This is a genomic window from Ruegeria sp. BA12 (assembly GCF_056539625.1).
Genome location: NZ_JBQFVF010000001.1, coordinates 214,047 through 239,335 on the forward strand (window position 1 = coordinate 214,047; position 25,289 = coordinate 239,335).

The 25,289-nt window shown below is 58.3% G+C and carries 23 protein-coding genes; 14 read left to right on the top strand and 9 right to left on the bottom strand.

Annotation, left to right across the window (positions count from 1 at the left end):
- Positions 1 to 3: 3 nt before the first annotated feature.
- On the bottom strand, positions 4 to 237 hold the full coding sequence (locus ACR0B0_RS01060; protein ID WP_170347960.1) for a putative hemolysin: 234 nt from the start codon (positions 235 to 237) through the stop codon (positions 4 to 6).
- A gap of 89 nt (positions 238 to 326) precedes the next feature.
- On the opposite strand from ACR0B0_RS01060, the gene ACR0B0_RS01065 reads away from it, so the two are divergent.
- The 3 genes from ACR0B0_RS01065 to ACR0B0_RS01075 all read left to right on the top strand — a co-directional run bounded on the left by ACR0B0_RS01065 (position 327) and on the right by ACR0B0_RS01075 (position 3,847).
- The gene (locus ACR0B0_RS01065; protein WP_170347961.1) at positions 327 to 1,142 is read left to right on the top strand and encodes a TIGR00282 family metallophosphoesterase; all 816 of its coding nucleotides are present in this window, start codon (positions 327 to 329) and stop codon (positions 1,140 to 1,142) included.
- Positions 1,143 to 1,232: 90 nt separating this feature from the next.
- A complete protein-coding gene (locus ACR0B0_RS01070; protein WP_480646083.1) occupies positions 1,233 to 3,011 on the top strand; it encodes an SLC13 family permease in 1,779 nt (592 codons plus the stop codon).
- 95 nt (positions 3,012 to 3,106) lie between these two features.
- Positions 3,107 to 3,847 carry a YbaY family lipoprotein gene (locus tag ACR0B0_RS01075; RefSeq protein WP_170347963.1) on the top strand — a complete coding sequence of 247 codons (741 nt, stop codon included), beginning with the start codon at positions 3,107 to 3,109 and terminating at the stop codon, positions 3,845 to 3,847.
- A 9-nt stretch (positions 3,848 to 3,856) separates the two neighbouring features.
- Here the strand turns inward: ACR0B0_RS01075 and ACR0B0_RS01080 are convergent, their stop codons facing one another.
- The 4 genes from ACR0B0_RS01080 to ACR0B0_RS01095 form a co-directional block, all read right to left on the bottom strand.
- Complete coding sequence (locus ACR0B0_RS01080; RefSeq protein WP_170347964.1) at positions 3,857 to 5,518, bottom strand: FAD-binding dehydrogenase; 1,662 nt, start codon at positions 5,516 to 5,518, stop codon at positions 3,857 to 3,859.
- 11 nt (positions 5,519 to 5,529) lie between these two features.
- Positions 5,530 to 6,387, bottom strand: coding sequence for a bile acid:sodium symporter family protein (locus tag ACR0B0_RS01085; RefSeq protein WP_170347965.1), 858 nt, complete (start codon positions 6,385 to 6,387; stop codon positions 5,530 to 5,532).
- A gap of 72 nt (positions 6,388 to 6,459) precedes the next feature.
- Positions 6,460 to 7,194: a glutamine amidotransferase gene (locus ACR0B0_RS01090; protein ID WP_170347966.1), complete on the bottom strand. Its 735-nt coding sequence runs from the start codon at positions 7,192 to 7,194 to the stop codon at positions 6,460 to 6,462.
- 16 nt (positions 7,195 to 7,210) lie between these two features.
- On the bottom strand, positions 7,211 to 8,983 hold the full coding sequence (locus tag ACR0B0_RS01095) for an SLC13 family permease (protein ID WP_170347967.1): 1,773 nt from the start codon (positions 8,981 to 8,983) through the stop codon (positions 7,211 to 7,213).
- A gap of 110 nt (positions 8,984 to 9,093) precedes the next feature.
- On the opposite strand from ACR0B0_RS01095, the gene ACR0B0_RS01100 reads away from it, so the two are divergent.
- Both ACR0B0_RS01100 and ACR0B0_RS01105 read left to right on the top strand, forming a co-directional pair.
- Complete coding sequence (locus ACR0B0_RS01100; RefSeq protein WP_170347968.1) at positions 9,094 to 9,834, top strand: YebC/PmpR family DNA-binding transcriptional regulator; 741 nt, start codon at positions 9,094 to 9,096, stop codon at positions 9,832 to 9,834.
- A 135-nt stretch (positions 9,835 to 9,969) separates the two neighbouring features.
- A complete protein-coding gene (locus ACR0B0_RS01105) occupies positions 9,970 to 11,259 on the top strand; it encodes a permease (RefSeq protein WP_170548015.1) in 1,290 nt (429 codons plus the stop codon).
- Here the strand turns inward: ACR0B0_RS01105 and ACR0B0_RS01110 are convergent.
- A complete protein-coding gene (locus tag ACR0B0_RS01110; RefSeq protein ID WP_480646086.1) occupies positions 11,254 to 12,144 on the bottom strand; it encodes a LysR family transcriptional regulator ArgP in 891 nt (296 codons plus the stop codon). The two genes, ACR0B0_RS01105 and ACR0B0_RS01110, sit on opposite strands and share 6 nt — an antisense overlap.
- An 88-nt stretch (positions 12,145 to 12,232) precedes the next feature.
- Here ACR0B0_RS01110 and ACR0B0_RS01115 point away from each other — a divergent pair, with 88 nt between their 5' ends.
- From ACR0B0_RS01115 to ACR0B0_RS01140, 6 genes are all read left to right on the top strand, one after another.
- Positions 12,233 to 12,832, top strand: coding sequence for a LysE/ArgO family amino acid transporter (locus ACR0B0_RS01115; protein ID WP_170347971.1), 600 nt, complete (start codon positions 12,233 to 12,235; stop codon positions 12,830 to 12,832).
- A gap of 40 nt (positions 12,833 to 12,872) precedes the next feature.
- Positions 12,873 to 13,781, top strand: coding sequence for a DMT family transporter (locus ACR0B0_RS01120; protein WP_170347972.1), 909 nt, complete (start codon positions 12,873 to 12,875; stop codon positions 13,779 to 13,781).
- Positions 13,782 to 13,870: 89 nt separating this feature from the next.
- A complete protein-coding gene (gene betI, locus ACR0B0_RS01125; RefSeq protein WP_425081042.1) occupies positions 13,871 to 14,443 on the top strand; it encodes a choline-binding transcriptional repressor BetI in 573 nt (190 codons plus the stop codon).
- On the top strand, positions 14,440 to 15,948 hold the full coding sequence (betC, locus tag ACR0B0_RS01130) for a choline-sulfatase (RefSeq protein WP_480646088.1): 1,509 nt from the start codon (positions 14,440 to 14,442) through the stop codon (positions 15,946 to 15,948). Before betI ends, betC begins: the two co-directional genes overlap by 4 nt.
- Before the next feature lie 72 nt (positions 15,949 to 16,020).
- On the top strand, positions 16,021 to 17,679 hold the full coding sequence (gene betA / locus ACR0B0_RS01135) for a choline dehydrogenase (protein ID WP_170347975.1): 1,659 nt from the start codon (positions 16,021 to 16,023) through the stop codon (positions 17,677 to 17,679).
- Positions 17,680 to 17,758: 79 nt separating this feature from the next.
- The gene (locus tag ACR0B0_RS01140; RefSeq protein WP_170347976.1) at positions 17,759 to 17,998 is read left to right on the top strand and encodes an HP1242/YdcH family protein; all 240 of its coding nucleotides are present in this window, start codon (positions 17,759 to 17,761) and stop codon (positions 17,996 to 17,998) included.
- A gap of 74 nt (positions 17,999 to 18,072) precedes the next feature.
- Here the strand turns inward: ACR0B0_RS01140 and ACR0B0_RS01145 are convergent, their stop codons facing one another.
- Both ACR0B0_RS01145 and ACR0B0_RS01150 read right to left on the bottom strand, forming a co-directional pair.
- The gene (locus ACR0B0_RS01145) at positions 18,073 to 19,473 is read right to left on the bottom strand and encodes a helix-turn-helix domain-containing protein (protein WP_170347977.1); all 1,401 of its coding nucleotides are present in this window, start codon (positions 19,471 to 19,473) and stop codon (positions 18,073 to 18,075) included.
- 65 nt (positions 19,474 to 19,538) lie between these two features.
- The gene (locus tag ACR0B0_RS01150) at positions 19,539 to 20,744 is read right to left on the bottom strand and encodes a multidrug effflux MFS transporter (protein ID WP_170347978.1); all 1,206 of its coding nucleotides are present in this window, start codon (positions 20,742 to 20,744) and stop codon (positions 19,539 to 19,541) included.
- A 183-nt stretch (positions 20,745 to 20,927) separates the two neighbouring features.
- Here ACR0B0_RS01150 and ACR0B0_RS01155 point away from each other — a divergent pair, with 183 nt between their 5' ends.
- From ACR0B0_RS01155 to ACR0B0_RS01165, 3 genes are all read left to right on the top strand, one after another.
- Positions 20,928 to 22,460, top strand: a complete 1,533-nt coding sequence (locus ACR0B0_RS01155) for an acyl-CoA carboxylase subunit beta (RefSeq protein WP_170347979.1) — start codon at positions 20,928 to 20,930, stop codon at positions 22,458 to 22,460.
- A 100-nt stretch (positions 22,461 to 22,560) separates the two neighbouring features.
- Positions 22,561 to 23,043 carry a DUF6497 family protein gene (locus ACR0B0_RS01160; RefSeq protein ID WP_480646090.1) on the top strand — a complete coding sequence of 161 codons (483 nt, stop codon included), beginning with the start codon at positions 22,561 to 22,563 and terminating at the stop codon, positions 23,041 to 23,043.
- A gap of 133 nt (positions 23,044 to 23,176) precedes the next feature.
- A complete protein-coding gene (locus ACR0B0_RS01165; protein WP_170347980.1) occupies positions 23,177 to 23,530 on the top strand; it encodes an alpha-amylase family protein in 354 nt (117 codons plus the stop codon).
- 87 nt (positions 23,531 to 23,617) lie between these two features.
- Here the strand turns inward: ACR0B0_RS01165 and ACR0B0_RS01170 are convergent, their stop codons facing one another.
- Positions 23,618 to 24,781, bottom strand: a complete 1,164-nt coding sequence (locus ACR0B0_RS01170; protein WP_170409074.1) for a DcaP family trimeric outer membrane transporter — start codon at positions 24,779 to 24,781, stop codon at positions 23,618 to 23,620.
- Between the last annotated feature and the right edge of the window lie 508 nt (positions 24,782 to 25,289).

The window sequence follows — 25,289 nt, forward strand, 5'->3', positions numbered from 1 at the left end:
GCCTTAGCTCGGGTGGTTCTCACGGAAGAACTCCCAGGCATCCACCTCGCGCCCATCCGGCAGAATGCAAACGCCGGTTTGGCCGTTGTCACCGTCGCGTATCTCGTACTGTGCGCCGCTGTCGATGCAATAGGTCGCCGCGGGGTTCGCCAGTTGCGTGGTGGAATCGGTTGCTGGGGTTTCGTCGCAGGCGGCAAGTGCGAATAGGCCAGCAACGGCCAAAAGGATGCGAGTCATCAAGATTCTCCTGCTTTAAAGGCTTTGGCAGATTATGCAGGCAGCTTAATCACTTGTGCTTGGTCATTACCACACTTAGGACAGGTTGGATGAGGATACTTTTTCTGGGTGACGTCATGGGCCGTGCGGGACGCATGGCCATTCAGCAACATTTGCCGCGTTTGCGCGACGAATGGCGGCTGGATTTCGTTGTGGTCAATGGCGAGAATGCCTCGAACGGGATGGGTCTGACCGGCGATCATGCCAAGCTACTACTGGACGCGGGCGCGGACTGTCTAACGCTGGGCGATCACGCGTTCGATCAGAAAGATATGCTGCAATTCATCGAGAGCGAACCGCGTATCGTGCGCCCGGTGAATTTTGCGAAGGGTGCGCCGGGGCGGGGGCATCGGTTGTACACCGCGCCGGGCGGGCGCAAGGTTCTGGTGGTGCAGGTTCTGGGGCAGGTCTTTATGAAACGGCCCTTTGACGATCCGTTCTCGGCGGTTGAGCCCATTCTGAAGTCCCACCCGCGTGGCGGGCAGGCCCAGGCGATCATCGTCGATATGCATTGCGAGGCCACGTCTGAGAAGATGGCGATGGGCCATTATTGTGACAAACGTGCAAGCCTAGTGGTCGGCACTCATACGCATGTTCCAACTGCGGATGCACAGATCCTGCCGGGTGGCACGGCGTATCTGACCGATGCGGGGATGTGTGGCGACTATGACTCAGTGATCGGGATGGACAAGGTCGAGCCGATGCGCCGCTTTATCACCGGCATGCCAAAGGCGCGGTTTACCCCGGCCAATGGCGAAGCAACGCTGAGCGGTGTGTTCGTTGAAACCGATGACCGCGACGGGCGGGCAAAATCTGTGCAAATGGTGCGCGTCGGTGGGCGTTTGCAGCAGGCCGGGCCGCAATAAGGCGATGTCAGGCTTGCTCTGCCGCGCGCAATGCGTGAAACTGGCTGCCGGGCGCGTAAGCCAGGCTAGGGTTCGGACAGAATACCAAGAATGCAACTCCTTCAACTGACAGAAACAGGCAGCGCAATACTGGCGCTTTTGGTCGTCGCGGGCATGTTCGTCATGTTCCTGCGTGAGGTCTACCCGACCGAAGTCGTTGCCATCGGCGGTGTCGCCATCATGCTGGTGACGGGTATCTTGCCGTATCAAAGCGCGCTGGCGGTTCTTTCCAACCCGGCGCCGTGGACGATTGCGGCGATGTTCATCATCATGGGGGCTCTGGTGCGCACTGGCGCGCTGGACGCATTTACCTCGACCGCGCAAAAGCAGGCACAGGTAAACCCGCGTTTCGCCATCGGGTTGCTGATGGCGTTTGTTGTGCTGGCGTCGGCCGTGGTGTCGAATACGCCGGTGGTTGTCGTGATGATCCCGGTATTTGTGCAGATCGCGCGCACGCTGAATGTTCCGGCCTCGAAATTGCTGATCCCGTTGAGTTATGCAGCGATTTTAGGCGGCACGCTGACGTTGATCGGAACCTCGACCAACCTGTTGGTGGATGGTGTGGCCCGTGCGCAGGGGATGCCCGCCTTCACCATTTTCGAGGTGACCCCGTTGGGCATCGCTCTGGTGATCTACGGTATGGTCTACCTGCGCTTTATCGCGCCGCGCCTGCTGCCGGATCGGGACAGCATGGCAACCTTGCTGTCCGACCGGTCCAAGATGAAGTTCTTTACCGAAGCCGTCATTCCGCCTGAAAGCAACCTTATCGGTCGAGAGGTCACAGGGGTTCAGCTGTTCAAGCGCCCCGGTGTGCGGCTGATCGACGTAATCCGCGGGGATGAGTCGCTGCGGCGTAATCTGAAAGGTGTTGAGCTGAAACTTGGCGACCGTGTCGTTCTGCGAACTGAAATGACCGAATTGCTGAGCTTGCAAAGCAACAAGGAACTAAAGCGCGTCGATCAGGTCTCGGCCGTTGAGACCAAGACGGTCGAGGTTCTGATCACCCCAGGTTGCCGCATGGTGGGTCGGACGCTGGGTACGCTGCGTTTGCGGCGTCGGTATGGTGTCTATGTGCTGGCTGTACACCGACGGAACCAGAATATCGGGCGTCAACTGGATGATCTTGTGGTGCGGGTCGGCGACACGCTGCTGCTGGAAGGATCGCCCGCTGACATTCAGAAACTCGCCGCCGACATGGACATGGTCGACGTTTCGCAACCGTCGGCACGTGCGTTCCGGCGAAGCCATGCCCCCATTGCGATTGGCGCGCTGGTCGGTATCGTCGCCTTGGCCGCGTTGGGTGTCGCACCGATCCTGTTGCTGTCGGTTCTGGCAGTTGCGGTGGTCCTGATCACGCGCTGCATCGACGCGGATGAAGCATTTTCTTTTGTCGAGGGCCGCTTGCTGGCGTTGATCTTCTCGATGCTGGCCATAGGGGCCGCGCTGGATAAATCCGGTGCTGTATCGCTGATTGTCGAGGCGATTGCTCCGGGCCTCAGCTCATTGCCGCCCTTCCTGATCATCTGGGCCGTATACCTGCTGACCTCGGTGCTGACTGAACTGGTATCAAACAACGCGGTGGCCGTGGTGGTGACACCGATTGCCATCGGGTTGGCTCAGGCGGTCGGGATTGACCCGCGCCCGCTGGTGGTGGCGGTGATGGTGGCGGCCTCAGCCTCGTTCGCGACGCCGATCGGGTATCAGACCAACATGATGGTTTATGGTCCGGGCGGGTACAGGTTTGTCGATTTCATGAAGGTCGGCATTCCGCTGAACCTGACTGTTGGGCTGCTGGCGTCGTTGTTGATCCCGCTGATCTGGCCCCTGTAAATCAGGCGTGGAATCGCCGATTTGGATCACTAGGTCTTGTAAATACTGATCTGGCCACGATCTTTTCACCAAAGTGGAAGTGAAAGGATTGTGTCATGCCATTTCCAAAGCTCGGCCAGGCCATCGTTGTCTGCGCTCTTGTCCTAACTATTTTGGGCAGCCAAAGCCATGCTGGAACCGTAACGGGAACCGCTGCCTATCGCGAGCGGATTGCCGTGCCGCCCGATGCGACGCTATATGTCGAGCTTCAGGATGTCTCTCTGGCCGATGCACCGGCAGTGTCCCTTGCTGCAAAACGCTATGCAATGGACAGCGTTCCCGCGCAGTTCGAGCTGACATTCGATGACGCGCTGATCAAGGACGGGCACCGCTATGTGGTGCGGGCCTCGATCAGCCAGGGGCAAGACCTGCTGTTCACCACCGATACGGCCTATCCGGTTCTGACCGATGGGGCAGGAAATTCCGCAGACCTTATGCTGGTGCAAGTGCAGGGGGGAAACATGCTGGACAACACGCAGTGGACGGCCGCCGCCCTGAACGGTGCACCGATTGAAGCAGAGCGCCGCCCAGAGATTAACTTTGCCCAAGATGGTGCCTTTTCAGGCAGCGGTGGCTGCAACCGATTCAACGGGCAGGCCGACATTTCCGGTGCGACTATCACATTCCCTGACAATATGGCTGCCACGCTGATGGCGTGTCCTCCGGCCTTGGAAGAGGTTGAGCGGCAATTCTTTCAAGCCTTGCAAAGCGTCACCACTTACGCGGTTGAAGGCGATGCGCTGGCCTTTCTGGATGCCGCAGGCGAACCGGTTATCAAATTCGTGCGCACCCGGTAGGCGGGGCCGTCAGGCGACGGCCCTTGATCGCCCGGCATTGCGGCCCGAAAATATGCAGCCGCCCAGAAACGAGCCTTCCAGCGCGTTGTAGCCGTGATAACCGCCGCCGCCAAACCCGGCGACTTCGCCTGCGGCAAACAGGCCGGGCACAACCTGACCATCCGCGCCGATCATCTGGCTGTCGAGATTGGTCTGCAATCCACCCAGCGTTTTGCGTGTCAGCACGTGCAGTTTCACGGCGATCAGCGGGCCGTTTGCGGGATCAAGAAACTTGTGCGGCTTGGCGGTGCGGATCAGCTTGTCGCCGCGATAATTGCGCGCGGCCAGAATGGCGGCCATCTGCGCGTCCTTGGTAAAGGGGTTGTCGACCTGGCTATCCCGCGCCTCGATCTGGGCGCGCAGATGCGCCTCGTCAATCAACCCACCGCCCATTTGGTTCATACCGCTGACCAGTTCGGTCAGAGTGTTGGCGACAATGAAATCCTCACCATGTTCCTTAAAGGCCTCGACAGGCGCGGTGGCTTTTGAGCCGGTCAGGACGCGCTGGAACAGCACCTCGCGCCAGCCGCCATCAGTCATGTCTGGGTTCTGCTCAGACCCGGACAGGGCGAATTCCTTTTTGATCACCTTTTGGGTCAGCACAAACCAGCTGTATTCATATCCTGTTTTAAGGATCTCCTGCAGCGTGCCCAGCGTGTCGAACCCCGGCATGAAGGGCGGTTTCAACCGATTGCCACGCGCGTCAAACCACAATGAGCTGGGGCCGGGCAGGATACGGATGCCATGCGCGGGCCAGATCGGATTCCAGTTCCGCACACCCTCAGTATAGTGCCACATCCGGTCGCCGTTGATGACGTGCCCGCCGGCCTTTTCGCTTATGGGAATCATACGACCATCCACGTGAAACGGAACGCCCGCCACCATATCTTTGGGCGGCTCACCCAGCCGATCGCGGGGCCAGCTTTTGCGCACCATCTCAAAATTGCCGCCGATCCCACCCGAGGTAACGATGACCGAGGGCGCATAGATCTCGAACTCACCCACTTCATCGCGGTTGGTTTTGGCACCGTGGGGTGCCGTGTCATCGGCTAGAACCTCGCCCGAGACCCCTTTGGCGCGCCCGTTCTGCATAATGATGTGGCTGACCTGATGGCGGAATTTCAACTCGATCAGACCGGCGCTGACATGTTCGCGCACGCGGCGGACAAAGTTCTTCAGAACGCCCGGTCCGGTGCCCCATGTGATGTGAAACCGCGGCACTGAATTTCCATGACCATCCGCATAGGACCCACCGCGTTCAGCCCAGCCAACGATAGGAAACCAGCGCAGGCCCATCTCATACAGCCACGGACGCATTTCACCTGCGGCAAATTCCACATAGGCCTCGGCCCATTTGCGGGGCCATGCGTCTTCTTCGCGGTCAAACTGCGCGCTGCCCATCCAGTCGCGCAGCGCAAGGTCCTGACTGTCTTTGATGCCCATCCGGCGCTGTTCTGGCGTGTCGACCATGAAAAGACCGCCCAAACTCCAATGCGCTTGCCCGCCCAGAAAATGCTCAGGCTCCTGATCCAGCACGATCACCTTCTTGCCACGATCCCCCAACTCAGCCGCAGCGGCCAGCCCGGCCAGTCCAGTGCCCACGACAATGGCGTCAGCAGTAGTGTTGGTCATGTCTTGTCCTTTCAGCGGCTGCGGAGCCAGGCGATGTAGGGCAGGGCCACGACATACATCATGATCCCGTAGACGGCCGAGGGCAGAGCCAGCGGGCTGAACCCGCTGTCTGTCCCGGTGATCAGCGCCGCCAACGTGATCCCCAGCGTCGAATTCTGAATGCCGGTTTCAATTGAGACCGTTTTGCTTTCCGTCCACGACAGCTTTGCGGCACGGGCAATTCCCAATCCAATCGCCAACAGCGCAACGTTCAGCGTGATCAGACTCGCGCCCATGATCCCAAGGTTGTCGACGAACAACTGCCAGTTCCCGGCAAGCGCGGCGATCACGATCAGAACGAAAAGAACGGTGGCCGTCTTGGACAGCGGTGCGTCGATCCGTTCGGCAAATCCGGCTGCGAAATGGCGCAGGCTGACGCCGATGGCGACGGGCAGTGTGGTGATCAAGAACATTGCAATTGCCAGCCCGGTGATCGACACGTCGGGCGCGTCTTCGCCCATGAAGTGAGCGATGGTCCAAGCCGCCAAAACGGGAACGGTAATCATGGACAACAGGCTGATCACGGCAGTCAGGCTAACCGACAGCGCGACATCGGCCTTGGCCAGTTTGGACAGGATGTTGCTGGTGACCCCTCCGGGGCAAAAGCTAAGCAGCATGAACCCCACCGCGATCTCGGGCGGCAAAGCGAAGAGTTTGACTATGATGAAGGCTGCGACGGGCAGCAAAACAACTTGGCTTAGCGCGCCTATGGTAAAAGGATAACCCCGGCGCAGCACCCGTTGGAAGTCAGATACCTGAAGCCCAACACCAAGGGACAGCATGATAATGGCCAACGACAACGGCAGCCCGACATTTATTAGCAAATCCAAGAACAACTCCTCCCTCAGCCGTTCGGATCAGCCTAAGCGAGTGTTCAAGGCGCAGGCAACCGCGCCGTTAGGTCACATGTAGCGTTGGGCGAAACGGCGCAGGATTTCGCCGGGCTTGGTGACCTCGGCGGCGTGACAGATATCGATCAGGCGCTGGGCGTCTTCGGGCGGGAAATAGCCAAAATCCTTGTAGATATTGATGCGCTGTTCGAAATCTTGCGCGTTGGCCTCGGGGTGGAACTGCGTAGCATACACATTTTGACCCCAGCGGATCATCTGAAACGGACAGGGGTCCGAGGCCAGCAAGTGGACACATCCGTCGGGCAGGGATTGCACAGCCTCTTTGTGGCCGACGAAAGCCTCGAAACTGTCGCCCAGTCCGGCGGTCAGCGGGTCAAGCGCACCTTCATCTGTCAGTTGGCAGGTCGAGGGGCCGACGGGTTCTCCGAACTGTTTCTTGCTGACATCGCCGCCCAGATGCGCCGCGAGAATGCCCAATCCGTAGCAGCAGCCCATAAAAGGGTGATCATTCGCGGTGATCTGCGGCATCAAACCCATGATGGCCGCTTCGATACCTGCATCCATCTCGGATTTCGTCGCCGGATCATCACTGACACAGCCGGGGCCTCCACCTACGATAACACCGGCATAATCTGTCACATCCAGACCCGCGGGCAGGTCCTGACAATCCAGACGGATACGATGGGTCTGGTTCGTCGACAGACCGGTCTTGTCCAGAATCGAGGCGTATTCGGCGTCCGAAGCTTCGGTCTCGGGACGCAGTTGCAGGATCAGAAATCGTTTCATGCAGAGCCCTTACCCATCAAAGCGGCCAGAAGACAAGGATGGCAGGAACGGAAACTGCAACGATGAGGATTTCCAGCGGCAGCCCCATGCGCCAGTAGTCCCCGAACCGATATCCGCCAGGCCCCAGCACCAGCGTGTTGTTCTTGTGCCCGATCGGAGTAAGGAACGCGGCCGAGGCTGCCACGGCAACCGTCATCAGAAACGGATCGGGAGAGACTTCAAGCGTGCGAGCCATTTGGATGCCAACGGGGGCGGCGACGATGGCTGTGGCGGTGTTGTTCAGCACATCCGACAGGGTCATTGTAACAACCATCAATACCGTCAGGATCGCCCATGCGGGCAGGCCATCCGTCAGTTGCACTAGCGCATTGGCGATCAATTCGGTGCCGCCTGATGTCTCCAGAGCACTGCCCAGCGGGATCATCGATCCCAGCAGCACAACGACCGGCCATTCTATATGGTTATAGAGGTCGGCAATCGGCAAGATTTTGGTCAGCACATAGGCGACTACGACAAACCCCAGAGCAATCGGTAGGTAGATCAGCCCGACACTTGCGGCCAATACCGCAGCGACAAACAGCCCGATGGCCAGCCAGGCCTTGTCATTAGCGGTGACGTTCAGGCCACGCGTGGCCAGCGGCAGGCAGCCCAGCCATTCGGTCACGTCGGCACTGCGGTCACGAGGGCAGAGCAGCAGCAGAATATCGCCTGCCTCGACTTCGGTCTTGCGGACCTGTTCGGTGATACGGCGACCCTGGCGCGAGATGCCCATCAGCACAGTGCTTTGCCGCCAGGCAAGCCCTAACCCTTGCGCGGTGCGTCCGGTGATGCGGGCGCTTTCGGTGGCAACAACCTCGATCACTTCCAGCCCGTCGCCCTCGGCCGTCAGCAACTCCTGCCTCCGCGTGTCCGAAAAATCGAGATTCAGCGCTGCACGGAATTCATCCAGTGCCTCGGGCCGCGCCTCAAGCACCAGCGCGTCGCCCGGTTTCAAGGTAGCATGGGCCGATCGTCCATAGCGCCGCTTGCCATCGCGGATCAAACCGATGATGGCGACGTCGGATTTCTCGGCGGCCTCATACAATTCGCTGACCCGCTTGCCGATATGCGCTGATTCCGGAGGGATGGTCAGTTCGGCGATGTATTCCGCCAGCGCCTCGGACGTTTCCTCTTGCGGGCCGCGGTTCGGGATCAGACGCCATCCGATCAAAGACACAAAGGCCAGCCCGGCAATGGCCGCTAACCCGCCGACAGGGGCGAAATCGAACATCCGGAACGGCTCGCCCAAGGTTTCGGCACGGATTGAGGCGATAATGATATTAGGCGGCGTCCCGATTAGGGTGGCCATACCGCCCAGAATGGTGGCAAAGCTCAGCGGCATCAGGGTCAGGCCTACCGACCGCCCCGCCTTGCGCGCGGTTTGAATGTCGACCGGCATCAACAAGGCCAGTGCGGCCACGTTGTTCATAAAAGCCGACAGAACAGCTCCGATCCCGCCCATCAGTGCGATATGCGCGCCAAGCCCGCGCGAGGCATCAACCAGCGTGCGCGTGATCAGAAACACCGCCCCCGACCGAACCAGCCCTGCTGAGACAACCAGAACTAACGCCACAATAATGGTTGCCGGATGTCCAAACCCGGCAAAGGCGTTGTCCACCGGCACGACGCCAAGAACGACCCCGATTAACAGCGCAGAAAACGCCACAAGATCATAGCGAAACCGCCCCCAAAGAAGCATTCCGAATACAGTGGCAAAAAGGGTGAAAAGAATAATCTGATCTGTCGTCATCCCGCCACCATACCCGCAAGGGGGCGTCTCGCAAGCCGCTCTCTTGATCCCATGCCCTGCAAACGTCTATATGAGCGCCGAATACGCAATCACTATCACGAGGACGCACCATGGCAGGCCACTCCAAATGGGCCAACATCCAGCACCGCAAGGGACGTCAGGACGCCGCGCGGTCCAAGCTGTTTTCCAAACTGTCGAAAGAAATCACCGTCGCCGCCAAGATGGGCGACCCCGATCCCGAAAAGAACCCGCGCCTGCGTTTGGCAGTTAAAGAGGCCAAGTCGAATTCGGTCCCCAAGGACGTGATCGACCGGGCGATCAAAAAGTCAGTTGCGGGTGAAGGCGACGATTACGAAGAAATCCGGTATGAGGGTTACGGCCCGAACGGTGTGGCTGTGATCGTCGAGACGATGACTGACAACCGCAATCGCACCGCCTCGACCGTGCGTTCAACCTTTTCCAAGAATGGCGGCAATCTGGGTGAAACCGGCTCGGTAGGGTTCATGTTCGACCGCAAGGGCGAGGTGGTGTATCCGGCCACTGCAGGCGATGCGGACACCGTTTTTGAGGCCGCCATCGATGCCGGCGCCGAAGACGTCGAAAGCTCGGAAGACGGTCACATCATCTGGTGTGCTGACACCGACCTGAATGATGTGTCGAACGCACTGGAGGGCGCGCTGGGCGAATCCGAATCTACCAAGCTGATCTGGAAACCCACCACCACAACCGAGCTAGGGCTGGAAGACATGCAAAAGCTGATGAAGCTGGTCGATGCGCTGGAAGATGACGATGACGTACAGCGCGTGACCACGAACTTCGAGGCCACAGACGAGGTCATGGCGCAGCTTTAAGCGTTTTGAATTTCTGTTGGAAAACCCGGCCTCTGGTCGGGTTTTTTGCATTGCGGGTTCTTGGCCGGTTGGACAGAACCCGATAGGCTTGACCAGAATATCTGTGCCCAAACGGCACATAATCTGATTGAGCGAATGACGGACAGCCCACCCAGCCAACCCAAACGCAACATTCCTGTTCTGACCGGTCAGAGCATCCTGTCTCAGGTCGCGTGGACGCTTGGCAGCCCTTCAATCGTCCTGCCGTTTCTGGCCGTTTCTTTTGAATTGCCCATGTTCATCGCAGGCGCATTGGTGTCCATTCGGATGGTCGGCAGCATGATTTCGGATATCTTTCTGGCACAGCCGATTTCGGCGCGACAGCAGAAGAAACGCGGGATTGCCCTTACTGAGGTTTGTATAGGCGCCTGTCTTGTCATGGCTGTTTTGGTGGCCGCGACCGGGTTTGTTCCTGCAATTGCACTGGCCTTTGTCGCAGCGTTCTTCGTGATCGGCCTGATTGAAGAAATTCAATCGTTGATGTTAACGGATCTGATAGGGGATCAAGTGCAATCCAAATCGCGGATGATCATGCACTATCTTCAATTAGGTATAGGCGGGTTGGGAGCCATCGGATTGGCGCTGCTGGTGCATGAGATCACCAAGGAAAACCCACCGTTTTCCCGCCATTCCACCGTGATTGCGGTTTCGGTGGCCTTTTTCGTTCTGTCTGGCCTGTCCATTCTTGCGATCTCGGAAATCGCACGAGGGGATGAGGTCAAGGACACACCGCAAAGGGTGCGGAAACGGAAATTTTCAGAGAACTTTACCGATATTGCCGCCATGTTCGACCAGGCTTGGTTCCGTCGGTATCTGGTCATGCGGCTGCCCTTGGTCGTGGTCTCCCTGTCGGTGCCATTTTTTGCCCTGATCGCGGCCGAGGCGCATCATGCCTCAGCCAAGGGACTGACGGCCATGATCATCTCATCCGCGTCGGGATATTTGGTCTCGGCACCGCTGTGGCAGCTGGTGAACATGAAATCCCACCGCGCCGTCATGGTGGCCGGAAACCTGATGGTTGCCGCGACAGGTGCCACGTTGGTCACTGTCCACTTTCTGGGTATTGATCACGCAGTCCATCTGCATGCTATCGCGCTGTTCGTTGTGACCGTGGCCGTAACTGGCATAAGCGGTGCACGGCAGTTGTATTATTTGGACGTGGCACCCAAGGATCAACGTGTCAAAGGCGCGGCGGCGATCAAAAGTATTTGCCGGATCACGGCGGTGATCCTGTCGGCGGCCTTGGCGGGGGTCGCCCATATGCATGAGGTTGCGTGGGCCATTGTGTTCATCACTATGGTCAGTCTGTTTGCTGCCCTCACCTGTTACCGCGTGGTCCTTCCCAACGCGGAAAAGGCCAAGGGCGCGCAACCAAGACAGTCATGATTGCGACGGAAGAAGCTCCTTTGCCGCGGTTTGTCTGACCGCGCGGGTCAGCGGAACCAGCGCAGAGGACAGAACGCGCCCCACCTGCCAAGTCAGGCCCACGTCAAGAGGGGCGTCAGGCAGCAGCGGACGTAGTCGCCCATCATTTAGTGCGTTCTTCGCCAGCCCGACAGGGTTCATGCCCCAACCCAACCCAGCTATGGCCGCATCCACAAACCCTTGCGGTGACGGCAGAAAATGCGAGGGTGGGGAAATCCGGCACCCCATCTGTTCGATGATCCACGTTCGTTGAAGGCTGTCCTTGCGGTTGAAGGTCAAGCAAGGGGCAAGGGCCAGCGAGCGTTCGTTTACACCCTCGGCAAACCATTGTTGCATATAGGCCGGGCTGGCGGTCGCGATGTAGCGCAGCGCGCCCAAGGCATAGGAGTCGCACCCCGAAACCGGCTGACCGCCTACTGTGATGGCGGCGCTGACCTCGCCGCGCCGCAACCACTCGGCCGAGTGATCCTGATCATCCACCACCAGATCAAACAACAACCCATCCACCTGTGCCATGGCATCAATGAACCACGTGGCCAGAACGTCGGCAGGCACTGCCACGCGGACACGGGCCGGGCCGGTGCCTTGATCCAATGTCAGTTCGCGGGCCAACTTCGCTTCGAGCAAACCGATATCCTCAGCATGCTGGGCAATACGCAGCCCCGCCGGTGTTCCGGTGCAAGGCGGTCCGCGATTGATCAACGCTGCCCCCACGCGATCTTCCAGTGCCTTGATCCGCTGGGATATGGCTGAAGGCGTCACCGTAAGTTCCGTCGCAGCGGCCTCAAAACTGCCGTGCCGCAAAATCGACGACAAAGCCGACAAGTGGTTGGGGTCGAGTATCATTAGCTAAACTTAATTAGGATCAACATCTTTAATTTGATAGGATGCAAAAATGCACATAGTCAATGCCCCTGAACGCACAGGAGGCATCATGTCCGCATCCCTTTTCGCCGGTTTTTTACTGGGCTTCAGTCTCATCCTAGCCATCGGAGCACAAAACGCCTTTGTGTTGCGTCAGGGATTGCGGCGCGAACACGTTTTTCCCCTGTGTCTGACCTGCGCAGTGTCGGATGCCATCCTGATAGCCGCAGGTGTCGCGGGGTTTGGGGCGCTGGCCGAAGCGGCACCTTGGTTTGAGACAGTCATGCGATACGGAGGGGCGATCTTTCTGACGTGGTACGGGCTGCGCAGCCTGCAATCTGCGTGGCAGGGCGGGGCGGCGATGGACGTGACCAAAGGCCAACGCGCCAGCCTGCGGTCAGTGCTGCTGACGGTGCTGGCTTTTACCTGGCTCAACCCGCATGTCTATCTGGATACGGTAGTGTTGATCGGATCGATCTCGGCCCAGTATGATGACCGTCTGGCCTTTGCGAGCGGTGCGATGCTGTCCAGCTTCGTGTTCTTCTTTTCCCTCGGTTATGGGGCCAGGGTGCTGTCCCCGGTCTTTGTAAGACCGCGTGCCTGGCAGATTCTGGATGTGGTCATCGGTATTGTCATGCTGGGGATCGCACTGAAACTTGTTGCCATGTGAAGGGTTGTACCTGCGCAGGTTTCAGTGTTCAGGTTTCGGCATGAAAACGTCTGCAACCTCATACCGGCCCCTTGCGGGCATGTTCTGGATGTTTGCCGCCGGGCTGTCCTTTGTGGTGATGACGGCCTTGGTCAAATCGCTGGGCACAACAATGAGTCCGATCCAGGCGGCATTCATACGCTATGCTCTGGGGTTGGTATTTCTGTTGCCGGCCCTGCGTTTGATCCTGTCGACCCATCTCACAAAGCGTCATCTGACCCTGTTCGGGCTGCGTGGGATCATTCACGCCTTTGCTGTGATGCTGTGGTTCTATGCAATGACCCAGATCCCCTTGGCCGAGGTCACGGCGATGAACTATATGACGCCGGTATATGTCACGTTGGGTGCGGCGCTGTTCTTGGGTGAGCCGCTGGCCTTTCGCCGGATTGCGGCGATAATGGTGGCGTTGGTCGGTGTGGTGATCATCCTGCGCCCGGGGTTCAGAGAGGTTTCGACCGGTCACTTGGCCATGTTAGGAACTGCTCTGCTGCTTGGAGGGTCCTACCTGCTGGCCAAACTGCTGGTGCGCGATATTCCACCATCGGTGGTCGTGGCGCATTTGTCGATTTGGGTGACACTGGCGTTGATCCCCTTTGCCATCGCCGTTTGGCAGCCGCCCAGCTTGCGTGACATCTGGGTTTTGTTTCTGGTCGCCTGCTTTGCCACCGCGGGGCACTATTTCATGACGCTGGCCTTGCAGGCGGCTCCGGTGGCTGTCACGCAGCCGGTGACCTTCCTGCAATTGATCTGGGCCACGCTGCTGGGCGCGTTGGTTTTTCACGAAAGTGTTGACATCTGGGTTGTTGCTGGGGGTACGCTGATCCTGTCTGCCGTCAGCTTCATCGCCTGGCGTGAAGCGGTTCTGAACCGCAGCAACCTGACCACGCCCAGTATTGCTCCAAAACTCTAGCAGGTTTCAGCGTGCGGAAATGGTTATTGATTGACGAGTCAATAAAAACACCGTAGCGTTTTCCTACCAGTCATAGGGAGGGGACAGCTATGCCGAAACTCGGAATGGAGCCAATCCGCCGTGACGCAATCGTCCGGGCGACGATTGCCGAGCTTGGGTCGAAGAAATCCCTAGATGTGACCGTCAGCCAAATCGCCAAGCGGGCCGGCATGTCCAGCGCCCTTGCGCATCACTATTTCGGTGGCAAAGACCAGATTTTTCTGGCGGCGATGCAACGCATCCTGTCCGATTTCGGTGCCGAGGCGCGCAGCGAGCTTAAGGCAGCCGCACCGCAGGAGCGGGCGCAGGCCATCATCCGGGCCTGTTTTGCGCCCTCGTGCTTTACGCCCGATGTCATTGCCGCATGGATGACGTTTTACGTTCTGGCCCAAACCAACAATGACGCGCTGCGCCTGTGGCAGATCTATCAGGCGCGTATCCGTTCCAATCTGATTGATGCCCTGCGCCCGTTGATGAGCGACCCGGTCGAAGCGGCCGAGAATATGATTGCTCTGATTGACGGGCTGTATATCCGCGCCGCGCTGAGCGCGCCGAAAAAGCCGCAACTGGCGGTTAATCACGCATTGCGTGTCCTCAACACTCTGCTCGAGGCTGAAAAATGACAAAACCGAACATTCTGATCCTGATGGTGGATCAGCTCAACGGGACACTCTTTCCAGATGGTCCCGCAGACTGGCTGCATGCACCCAATCTGAAGAAATTGGCGGAAAGGTCGACACGGTTCGCCAATGCATATACGGCCTCGCCGCTATGCGCGCCGGGGCGGGCCAGCTTTATGTCCGGCCAGTTGCCGTCGCGGACCGGCGTCTACGACAACGCCGCTGAGTTCCGCAGCGACATCCCCACCTATGCGCACCATCTGCGCCGTGCGGGGTATTACACTTGCCTGTCCGGCAAGATGCATTTCGTCGGCCCCGATCAGTTGCACGGGTTCGAGGATCGCCTGACCACCGATATCTATCCGGCCGATTTCGGCTGGACGCCCGACTACCGCAAACCGGGTGAACGGATTGATTGGTGGTATCACAACATGGGCTCGGTGACGGGCGCAGGCGTGGCCGAAATTTCCAACCAGATGGAATACGACGACGAGGTCGCCTATAACGCCAAAACCAAGCTGTATGATCTGGCGCGCGGTAAGGATGACCGCCCCTGGTGCGTAACCGTCAGCTTTACCCATCCGCATGATCCCTATGTGGCGCGCCGCAAGTATTGGGACCTGTACGAGGATTGCGAACATCTGCTGCCCGAGGTCGCGGACCTTGGCTATGACAACCAAGACCCGCACTCCAAACGGATTTTTGACGCCAATGACTGGCGCAGCTTCGACATCACCGAAGAAGATATCCGCAAATCCCGCCGCGCCTATTTTGCCAATATTTCGTATCTGGACGACAAGATAGGCGAGATTCTTGAAGTGCTGGAAAGTACACGGCAAGAGGCGATCATCCTCTTTGTCTCGGATCACGGCGATATGCTGGGTGAGCGTGGATTGTGGTTCAAGATGACCTTCTTCGAGGGCTCGTCCCGTGTTCCGCTGATGATTTCGGCCCCTGACTTGCCTGCCGGCCGGATCGGCACGCCAGTTTCGACAATCGACGTTACGCCGACATTGGGTGCGTTGGCAGGTGTCGACATGGTCGAGATCGAACCTTGGACCGATGGGGAAGACCTCGTGCCGCTGGCCAAGGGCGTTGAACGCACCGCGCCCGTAGCAATGGAATATGCGGCCGAGGCATCTTATGCCCCGCTGGTTTCGCTGCGCTATGGCAAGTGGAAATACAACCGCTGCGCGCTGGACCCGGATCAGTTGTTCGATCTTGAGGCCGACCCGCACGAACAGGCCAACCTGGCCGAAGACCCGTCGCATGCCGGAACGCTGGAAACGCTGCGCGCCAAGTCCGAGGCCCGTTGGGATCTGGATCAGTTCGACGCGGATGTCCGCGCCAGCCAGGCCCGCCGCTGGGTGGTGTACGAGGCGCTGCGGCAGGGTGGGTATTACCCGTGGGATTACCAGCCGCTGCAGAAGGCATCGGAACGCTACATGCGCAATCACATGAATCTGAATGTCGTCGAGGAAAACGCTCGTTTTCCGCGTGGCGAATAGACTTATCAACCTAATCGAAGATTCCTCGCCGAAAATTCGCAACTTGGTTCGGCGGGGCATGGAGACCAAATAATGGAAGCAGATTTCGTCATCGTTGGCGCAGGATCCGCAGGATGCGCGATGGCTTATCGCCTCAGCGAGGCTGGGGCCTCGGTTCTGGTGATCGAACATGGTGGCACCGATGCCGGTCCGTTCATCCAGATGCCCGCGGCGCTGAGCTATCCGATGAATATGTCGCGCTATGACTGGGGCTATCATTCTGAACCCGAGCCGCACCTGAATAACCGCCGTCTGGCCTGTCCGCGTGGCAAGGTGATCGGTGGGTCATCCTCGATCAACGGCATGGTTTATGTGCGAGGTCATGCGCGTGACTTTGATACCTGGGCCGAGATGGGGGCTGATGGCTGGTCCTATTCGGATGTGCTGCCCTACTACAAGCGTATGGAGACCTGGCATGATGGTGGCCATGGTGGTGATCCTGAATGGCGCGGCACTGATGGGCCGCTGCATGTTTCGCGCGGTCCCCGTGAAAATCCGCTGTTTCAGGCCTTTGTCGATGCTGGTCAGCAAGCTGGCTATGAAGTTACTGGAGATTATAACGGCGAAAAACAGGAAGGCTTTGGCCCGATGGAGCAGACCGTCTGGAAAGGGCGGCGCTGGTCGGCTGCGAATGCTTACCTGAAGCCTTCGCTCAATCGTGAAAACTGCGATATCGTGCGCGGGCTGGCCGCGCGCGTGGTGATAGAGAACGGCCGTGCGACGGGTGTTGAGCTGGTGCGTGGTGGTAAAAAGGAAATTATCCGTGCGCGGCGCGAGGTGGTGTTGGCCGCATCCTCGATCAACTCGCCCAAGCTGCTGATGTTGTCGGGCATTGGTCCGGCGGCACATCTGGCCGAACATGGGATCGAAGTTGTCGCTGATCGCCCCGGTGTGGGGGCGAATTTGCAGGACCATCTGGAGCTTTATATCCAACAGGCTTCGCTGCAGCCGATCACGCTGTATAAGCACTGGAACCTAATCAGCAAGGGCTTGATCGGGGCGCAGTGGCTGTTTACCAAAACCGGCCTTGGCGCGTCGAACCAGTTCGAAAGCGCGGCCTTCATCCGGTCGAACCCCGGTGTCGAATACCCGGACATCCAGTATCACTTCCTGCCGATTGCTGTCCGGTATGACGGGCAGGCGGCGGCCGAGGGGCATGGCTTTCAGGCGCATGTAGGGCCGATGCGTTCGCCTTCGCGCGGGGCTGTCACGCTGCGTTCGAACAAGCCCGAGGACGCGCCGGTGATCCGGTTCAACTACATGAGCCACGAAACGGATTGGGAGGACTTCCGCAAATGTATCCGCCTGACCCGCGAGATTTTCGGGCAAGATGCGTTCAAACCCTATGCGGGCAAGGAAATCCAGCCGGGTGCCGACGTGCAGACAGACGAAGAGCTGAATGGCTTCATCGCCGAACATGCCGAAAGCGCCTATCACCCCTGCGGCACCTGTCGCATGGGTCGGGCCGATGACAAGAATGCGGTGGTCGATCCTGAGGGTCGTGTAATTGGTGTGGACGGCCTGCGCGTCGCCGACAGCTCGATCTTTCCGCAGATCACCAACGGCAACCTCAACGCGCCGTCGATCATGGTGGGTGAGAAAATGTCGGATCATCTGTTGGGTAAAGAAGCCCTGCCGAAAGCCAATGACCGTCCGTGGATTCATCCGGCATGGGCAACAGCGCAGCGGTGATTTGATCCGCGTCAAAGCAGGGTGTGGAAAAGACGTATAGACCTGAATCGCAACGACATATTTTGAGGAGCGAACAGGAATGTCCCACACCCCGCATGAACTGGCCGAAGAGTTTCCGGACAAGGTCGAGCTGATGAGCCAGCTCAAGCAATCGGATGCACATTTTGCCCGGCTGGCGGATGAGTATCACGAGATCAACCGCATCGTGCATCGGGCCGAGACCAACATCGAACCAGTCGAAGATCTGACCGAGGGTGAAATGCGCAAGAAGCGCGCGGCGCTCAAGGATGAGATCTGGGCGATCTTGTCGAAAGCCTAAACCTTAAGGCGGGGGCGATGCCCCCGTCGCCGCAGGCCGCGACTCCCCCGAAGTATTTTCAGGCCAGGTGAAGATCAGGTGACCTTATATGGCAGGGTTCCACGGGTGTGGGCGTCGATCGACAGGCGGCGTTCCAGCGGCGGGACCGAGCGTTGGTGGCAGGTTTGCCGTTCGCAGATACGGCACGAGATGCCGATGGGCTCATAGGCGCTGGCGTTATTGATGTCGAGATTGTCGGCATAGACCAGCGCTTCGGCGTGGCGGATTTCGCAACCAAGCGCGATGGCATAGCGACGCACCGGCGCGCCATAGGAACCGCCCGATTTCGAAACATCCCTAGCCAGAGAGATATAGCGCACGCCGTCGGGTGTTTCCGCCAGTTGCCGCAGGAAATGGCCGGGCGTTTCAAAAGCACGGTGGACGTTCCACAGTGGGCAGGCACCGCCGAAACGTGCAAATTGCAGGCGAGTGGCCGAATGGCGTTTGGTAATCGTACCAGCCTGATCAACGCGGACAAAGAAGAACGGGATGCCTTTGGCACCGGGGCGTTGCAGTGTCGAAAGCCGGTGTGCCACTTGTTCGATTGACGCGCCGAACCGGTTGCTGAGCAGTTCCAGATCGTGGCGATAATCCTGCGCTGCGGTCAGAAAGGCGTCGTAAGGCATCAAGGACGCCCCGGCGAAATAGTTGGCCAAACCGATCTTGGCGATGGCGCGGGCTTCCTCGCTTTGGAACTTGGCGAAGTCCAGGGTGGCTTCGAGCAGTTTGTCCTGGCTGATAAGCGCCAACTGCAGCAGCAGTTGAAACACTTGTGTTTGCGGCGCGATACGGGACGAGAGTTGCAGTGTCTTGCTGTCAGCGTCGTATTTCCGTGTTTCGGGGATATCGACAAATTGAACCCGAATGTCGCGCTCATTAAGACTGTTGATCGCTTCCGCCCTTATGCCATCGGCCTTACCAGCGCGGGTCGAAAAATGTTCGGCCGCGCGGTCGACCGCGTCGATGTAGTTGTCGCAATAATGGAAAAAGTCACGCACCTCTTCCCAGGGGCTGGCCTGAATCTGCGCGTCCTCGCGACCCAAAGCTTCGTCCAGCGAAGCGAGCCGTTCGTGGGTTTGGCGATAGGTGCGGTGCAGTGCAATGAACGCGCGCGCCAGTGCAGGAGCGTTCGAGGCCGTCAGGCGCAGATCGGCCAGTGGTGGTATGGCGTCATCGAAAACCGGGTCGGCCAAAGCCTCGCGCATGTCCGAGACCAGACGCTCGCTGTCGCCGGTGCTCAGCTCGGTCACATCCATACCGAATTCCTGTGCCAGAGCCAGAACAACTGTGGTCGAGATCGGCCGGTTATTATTCTCCATCTGGTTTAAGTAGGGCAAAGAGACGCCCAATTTGGTGGCGAATTCCTTTTGCGTCAGGGTCAGGCGCGTGCGCATTTCGCGCAGTTTCGCACCGGCATATAGCTTTTGAGTGGCCATGGCGTTTCTTTGCAACTTTTCCGTTGTGGCAAGCTAACTTTGCAAACCATGCGGTGCAAGCTGTGTTACAAGCCCAGTTGCCTCTCGCGTCGGATGACGGACGCAATCGCGCAGATCGCCAGCGCCGATGTTGCCAGCATCAGCCAAAGCAGGGGCATGGCGCCGGTTTCATGGGTCAGCAGCGTCCCGGCCAGGGCGCTGAGGCCCGCGCCACCGCCCAGCATGATCGCGCCACTGAGGCCCGAGGCGGTGGCGGCCAGATGCGGACGAACCGACAGGGCGCCCGAGGTCGCGTTGGGGATCGTCATGCCGTTGCCAAGGCCCACAAAGGTCATGAGGCCAAAGAAGCTGAGCGCGGTGCCAAAACCTGCCAGAAACAGGATGGCCGACAAGGCAACACCCATCGCGTTCAGCCAACATCCCCAGTATACCATCCGGTTCACGCCAAATCTGACCGAGTATCGACCGCTGAGAAAATTGCCGACAAAATACCCGACAGCAGGAGCGCCGAAATAGATGCCGACCTGTGCGGCACTGAGGCCGAACAATTCCGTACCGATGAAGGGCGCGCCGCCCAGATAGGCAAAAAACGCGCCCGAAGACAGGGCAGAGGACAAGGAATAGCCCCAGAACCGAGGTGAGCGCAGCAGCTCTGGATACTCTCGGAATTGCTGTACCAGCGTTTTACCGCTTTTGGCGGAGGTTTCCCCAAAGTCGACAAAGGTCAAGGCCAGCGTCAAAGCGCCCAGGCCGAAAGGCAGCCAGAAATTAGCTTTCCACCCAAAGCTTTCCTCAAGCAGGCCGCCGATGGCAGGGCCGATCATCGGTACGATGGCCATGCCCATGGTCACATAGCCGATCATCGAGGCCGCCTGATCCTGATCATAAAGATCCCGGACGGCTGCTCGGCTCAGCACCATGCCGACCACCACGATGGCCTGGCACATTCGAAAGGCTAGAAAAACCTCGGCCGTCGGCGCATAGATACAGCCCAGCGTGGCGATCAGAAACAGAGCCAACCCCCATAGTAAAACCGGGCGACGCCCCGCTTTATCCGCAATCGGGCCGATCAGTACCTGCAGCACCGCATTGACCAGCAGGTACAGCGCGATGGACAGTTGCATGACCTTGTAGTCGGTCTGAAAATGCAGCGCCATATTTGGGAGGCTGGGCAAGAACAGGTTCAGGCTGAGGGCGGACAGCCCCGACAGCAAAACCAGCGTGAAAATGGTGGGTGGCGACCGACGCGCCATAGGCGAACTAAACTGCATGGTTCACAGGTATAATGACCGTTTCAGGGAATGCTATCCAAGACGGTGTTTCAGTATGAAACTTAGCAATTTTACAGTTTTCCATAACTTTGTTGCCAAAGGTTTGCAAATTTGCCGAAATGTACTTTGGCAACGGCATCCGTGCGTATAGTGTCCGCCTAAATTTCACAGGGAATTAGCGCCATGAAAGACATCCTGACTGAGCTTGAAGACCGCCGCAACGACGCCCGTCTTGGGGGTGGGCAAAAGCGTATCGACGCGCAGCACGGCCGCGGTAAGTTGACAGCACGCGAGCGGATCGAACTGTTGTTGGATGAGGGCAGTTTCGAAGAGTTTGATATGTTCGTCAACCATCGTTGCACTGATTTTGGGATGGAAAATCAAAAGCCTGCGGGTGATGGTGTGGTCACAGGCTGGGGCACAGTCAATGGCCGCATGGTCTATGTGTTTAGTCAGGACTTCACCGTGTTTGGTGGTTCGCTGTCGGAAACCCATGCGCAGAAAATTTGCAAGATCATGGATATGGCAATCCAAAACGGCGCGCCTGTAATTGGAATCAACGACTCGGGGGGTGCGCGAATCCAAGAAGGCGTGGCTTCGCTGGCCGGTTATGCCGAAGTGTTTCAGCGCAACATCATGGCTTCGGGCGTCGTTCCTCAGATCAGCGTGATCATGGGGCCATGTGCGGGCGGTGCGGTTTACAGCCCGGCGATGACCGACTTTATCTTTATGGTCAAAGACACGTCGTACATGTTTGTGACCGGCCCCGATGTGGTGAAAACCGTGACAAACGAAGTTGTCACGGCAGAGGAACTGGGTGGTGCGTCGACCCACACCAAGAAGTCCTCGGTCGCTGATGGCGCGTTTGAAAACGACGTCGAAGCACTGGCCGAGGTGCGCCGTCTGGTCGATTTCCTGCCGCTAAACAACCAAGAGAAACCGCCCGTTCGTCCGTTCTTTGACAGCCCCGAACGGGTTGAAACCTCGCTGGATACTCTGATCCCAGACAATCCCAACACGCCCTACGACATGAAAGAGCTGATCACCAAGGTGGCGGATGAGGGCGATTTCTACGAAATTCAGGAAGATTACGCCAAGAACATCATCACTGGTTTCATCCGGTTGGAAGGACAGACTGTGGGTGTCGTGGCGAACCAGCCGATGGTTCTGGCCGGATGTCTGGATATCGACAGCTCGCGCAAGGCAGCACGGTTCGTGCGGTTCTGCGACTGTTTCGAAATCCCGATCCTGACGCTGGTGGACGTGCCCGGATTTCTGCCGGGGACGTCGCAGGAATATGGCGGGGTGATCAAGCACGGCGCCAAACTGCTGTTTGCCTATGGTGAGGCGACGGTTCCAAAGGTCACCGTGATTACTCGCAAAGCCTATGGTGGCGCCTATGACGTTATGGCCTCCAAGCACCTGCGCGGCGATTTCAACTATGCTTGGCCCACAGCTGAAATCGCGGTGATGGGTGCCAAGGGCGCGACTGAGATCATCCACCGTGCCGATCTGGGCGATGCCGAGAAGATCGCGCAGCACACGCAGGACTACGAAGATCGCTTTGCCAACCCCTTTGTTGCGGCTGAGCGCGGTTTCATCGACGAGGTGATCATGCCGCAATCCACCCGCCGTCGAGTGTCGCGCGCGTTTGCCAGCTTGCGCAACAAGCAGCTGAAAAACCCGTGGAAAAAGCACGACAACATTCCGCTGTAACGGACTGCGCTGAATGACCTGCCCTTTGCAGAATGCTCCTTGGGCCGGTCGTGGCAAGGGTAACTTTCGTTACGTTTGACTTTGAGGCCAAAGCTGCTAGATGAGACGTCTTACCAGATACAAACACGCGCGGGCCGAAAGCCATGCGCACGCGATCCCGGAGAGAGGAGCCCACTTGTGGGTCTGGGATCGCGCTTTTGTACTGGCGTTTCTGGCATGGACCTCCCCTGCAATCGCTCAATCCGAAAACCTGTTGCCTGTCCCCTCTGGTCAGCCGGTGCATCTGAGTGATGTGCTGCTGGACAACAACCCGGGCGAGCTGTGGGTCAGGTTCCGTTTTATCGCGCCCAAGATCGGATCGGACGTTGGACGGATCGGGTATGATGTGGCCTCGGTGGACATGGAACATCTGTGCCAAACCCTTGCGGTGGCCTATGTCGCGAAATACGAGCTTGATCCGGCGCGGGTCGTGATATCGCTTTCTGATCGACCCCTTGAATTCGGGCGATCTTCACCTGATGCAACTCAGTATTTTGAAGCCTACCGGTTGGAGCAATCCCAATGTATCTGGGAGGGGCTCTGACCATGAAACCCCGTTTTCACCACGTCCGAGCGTTCCTGATCACCATAGCGGCTTTGGAGGTGCGCGAAATGATCCCGTCTGCACTCGGGTGCAAGTTTGTTTCCCGGAATATATCGAACAACGAGGTGCTGGCATGTTGAAGCACCGCGGATTCCCCGGACGTCTGGCCGGAACTGATTTTCAGTTCACCATTCGCCGCGCCAATCCCAAGGGCGTAACCCCGATTGCCCGGCGCGAGCGGTTCCGTGACCGCAAACCCGCCGATCGCCGCGCGGATGCGGCGTTTATGGAAGCGCTATGGCAGAATTTCGGAGACCAGCCGTTCGAGCGTGGCAACCTGGACGCCGGTCGCCTAAGCTGGTTGTTCGAGCGTGAGGTGATCGCGGCGGAGGATCCGTTCGATCCGGCCAGCTATGATGCGCTGCTGGTGATTGATGTGGACGCGGCGCGCATGTCGTTCCCCGATATCTTCGACGGGATACGCTGATCCGTGCAACCCGCTGTCGCGCATATCCATTCGGGGGAAACTTCGGAAAAAACCCTGCCCAGGATCGGGCAGGGTGGATTTGTGTGCCTAGAAATTCAGCTGGGCCGCGAATTGTACACGGTCCGAGTCAAATGTCCGGCCTGTAGACGCGTCGTTGCGTTCGCCAAAGAAATATTCGGCGCTGAACGTCAGGTCGTCGGTTGCCTTGTAGAAGGCATTGACGTGGATTGTCTCAAGCTCGGTAAAAGCCAGAGTTCCGGTCGAGGTGGGCAGGTCGTAATCTTCTTCGCCATAGGCAATGCCGACATTCCACTTTTCGCTAATTTGCTGCCGGAATTCGACGGTAAAGCCGTCAACGTCGTTGGCCTCTCCACCGACGATGGCGTCCCCGAAGCCGATCAGATATGGGCCAAGCGCTTCGCCGTCGACGTAGTTAACCTGAAACAGACCACCTTCCCAGGGGCGGATACCAGCCGACAGAGTAAAGCCGGTTTGATCAACTTCGACATCACCGGATTGTGCCCTGCCGTACAAGGCCGAGGCTCGGGCGATGTATTTCCCGTCATTATATTCCGCCGACGCCGTCAGAACCGGATCATCGGAATTCGAAGCGCCGACATTTTCTTCAACCGAAAGGGCAAAGGTTGCGTTGCCGCCAATCTTATTCGTAAAGCGCACCTGAGGGACACGCGCGAAGGGGATACCAACGGGGCCGTTGAATTCCACAGAGGTCGGGTAGGTATCCAGCGGCTGGAAGTTGGTCCAGTACTGACCGATCAACCAGTGGTCACCGATTGTGATGTTGGCGTGTCTCAGACGCAATTCGGCCGGACCGTCCGTACCGCCGGAGAAAAGATCCAGTTCCAGTTGACCACCGATATCGCCCAACGCACTTGGCGTCGTCGTGCGCAATCCGACCCGAGATTGGCGAACCGTGGCGCCAAAGGTTCCATCCGTGGCAAATTGGGGCTCACCAATCCGCGACGTATCGGCCAAATCGCCAAGTTCAAAATCCGTATCGTAGAAAAAGTCGGCCTTGACGTAGCCATAGAGATCCAAGGTGGTGTTTCCGATCCTCAGGTCTCCGTCTCCGCCCCCAGAGCCGGTATTTGCGGTCTCCAGCGCCTCGACGCGGGCGCGCAGCGCATCCAGTTCAGCCTGGGTTCCGGCATCTTGAGCGAGCGCGAGCGTGCCCGTGACGCTAAGCGCAGAGGCAGCAAGCAAGAGTGCCTTTTTTCTATTTGTAATCATGCAGTTGATTCCTTGTGTGCGAGTGTGCCCACGCAAAGTTTCACGCAAACGTCAGTGGGGGAAATCACGAGAACGGCAAAGAAAGCGCCGTTTTCCTCAAGCAAAATTGTGCAAAGAGTCGATATTTTTCACAGCAAAGTGAACAGATCTGTCAACCATACGTTCGCAAAGACTTTTTCAAATGGGAACAGCGAACTGAGACGTGATGTTGCACATGCAGAAAACTGCCTCGGAAGCGCGAATTGTAACGGAAGTGTGACTGATTCAGAGGATGGCGTTTTCCAGTCGGGACGACCCGGTGTCGGCACGATTTTGCGCGGGAATTCGCCTTATGGGCGAATTCTGGCCGGAAATTTGGGTGGAAACAATACTTTGTTTGCGGCCTCATTTGTGCCGTGCAATGTGATCGGGCCGTGCGGCTCTACTTTGCCTGCGCCGCACAAGCACCTACTATTCCGTACCCCTTCCTTCCGCGGGCAGGTTTGTGAAACCCACAAAATCCTGCCCG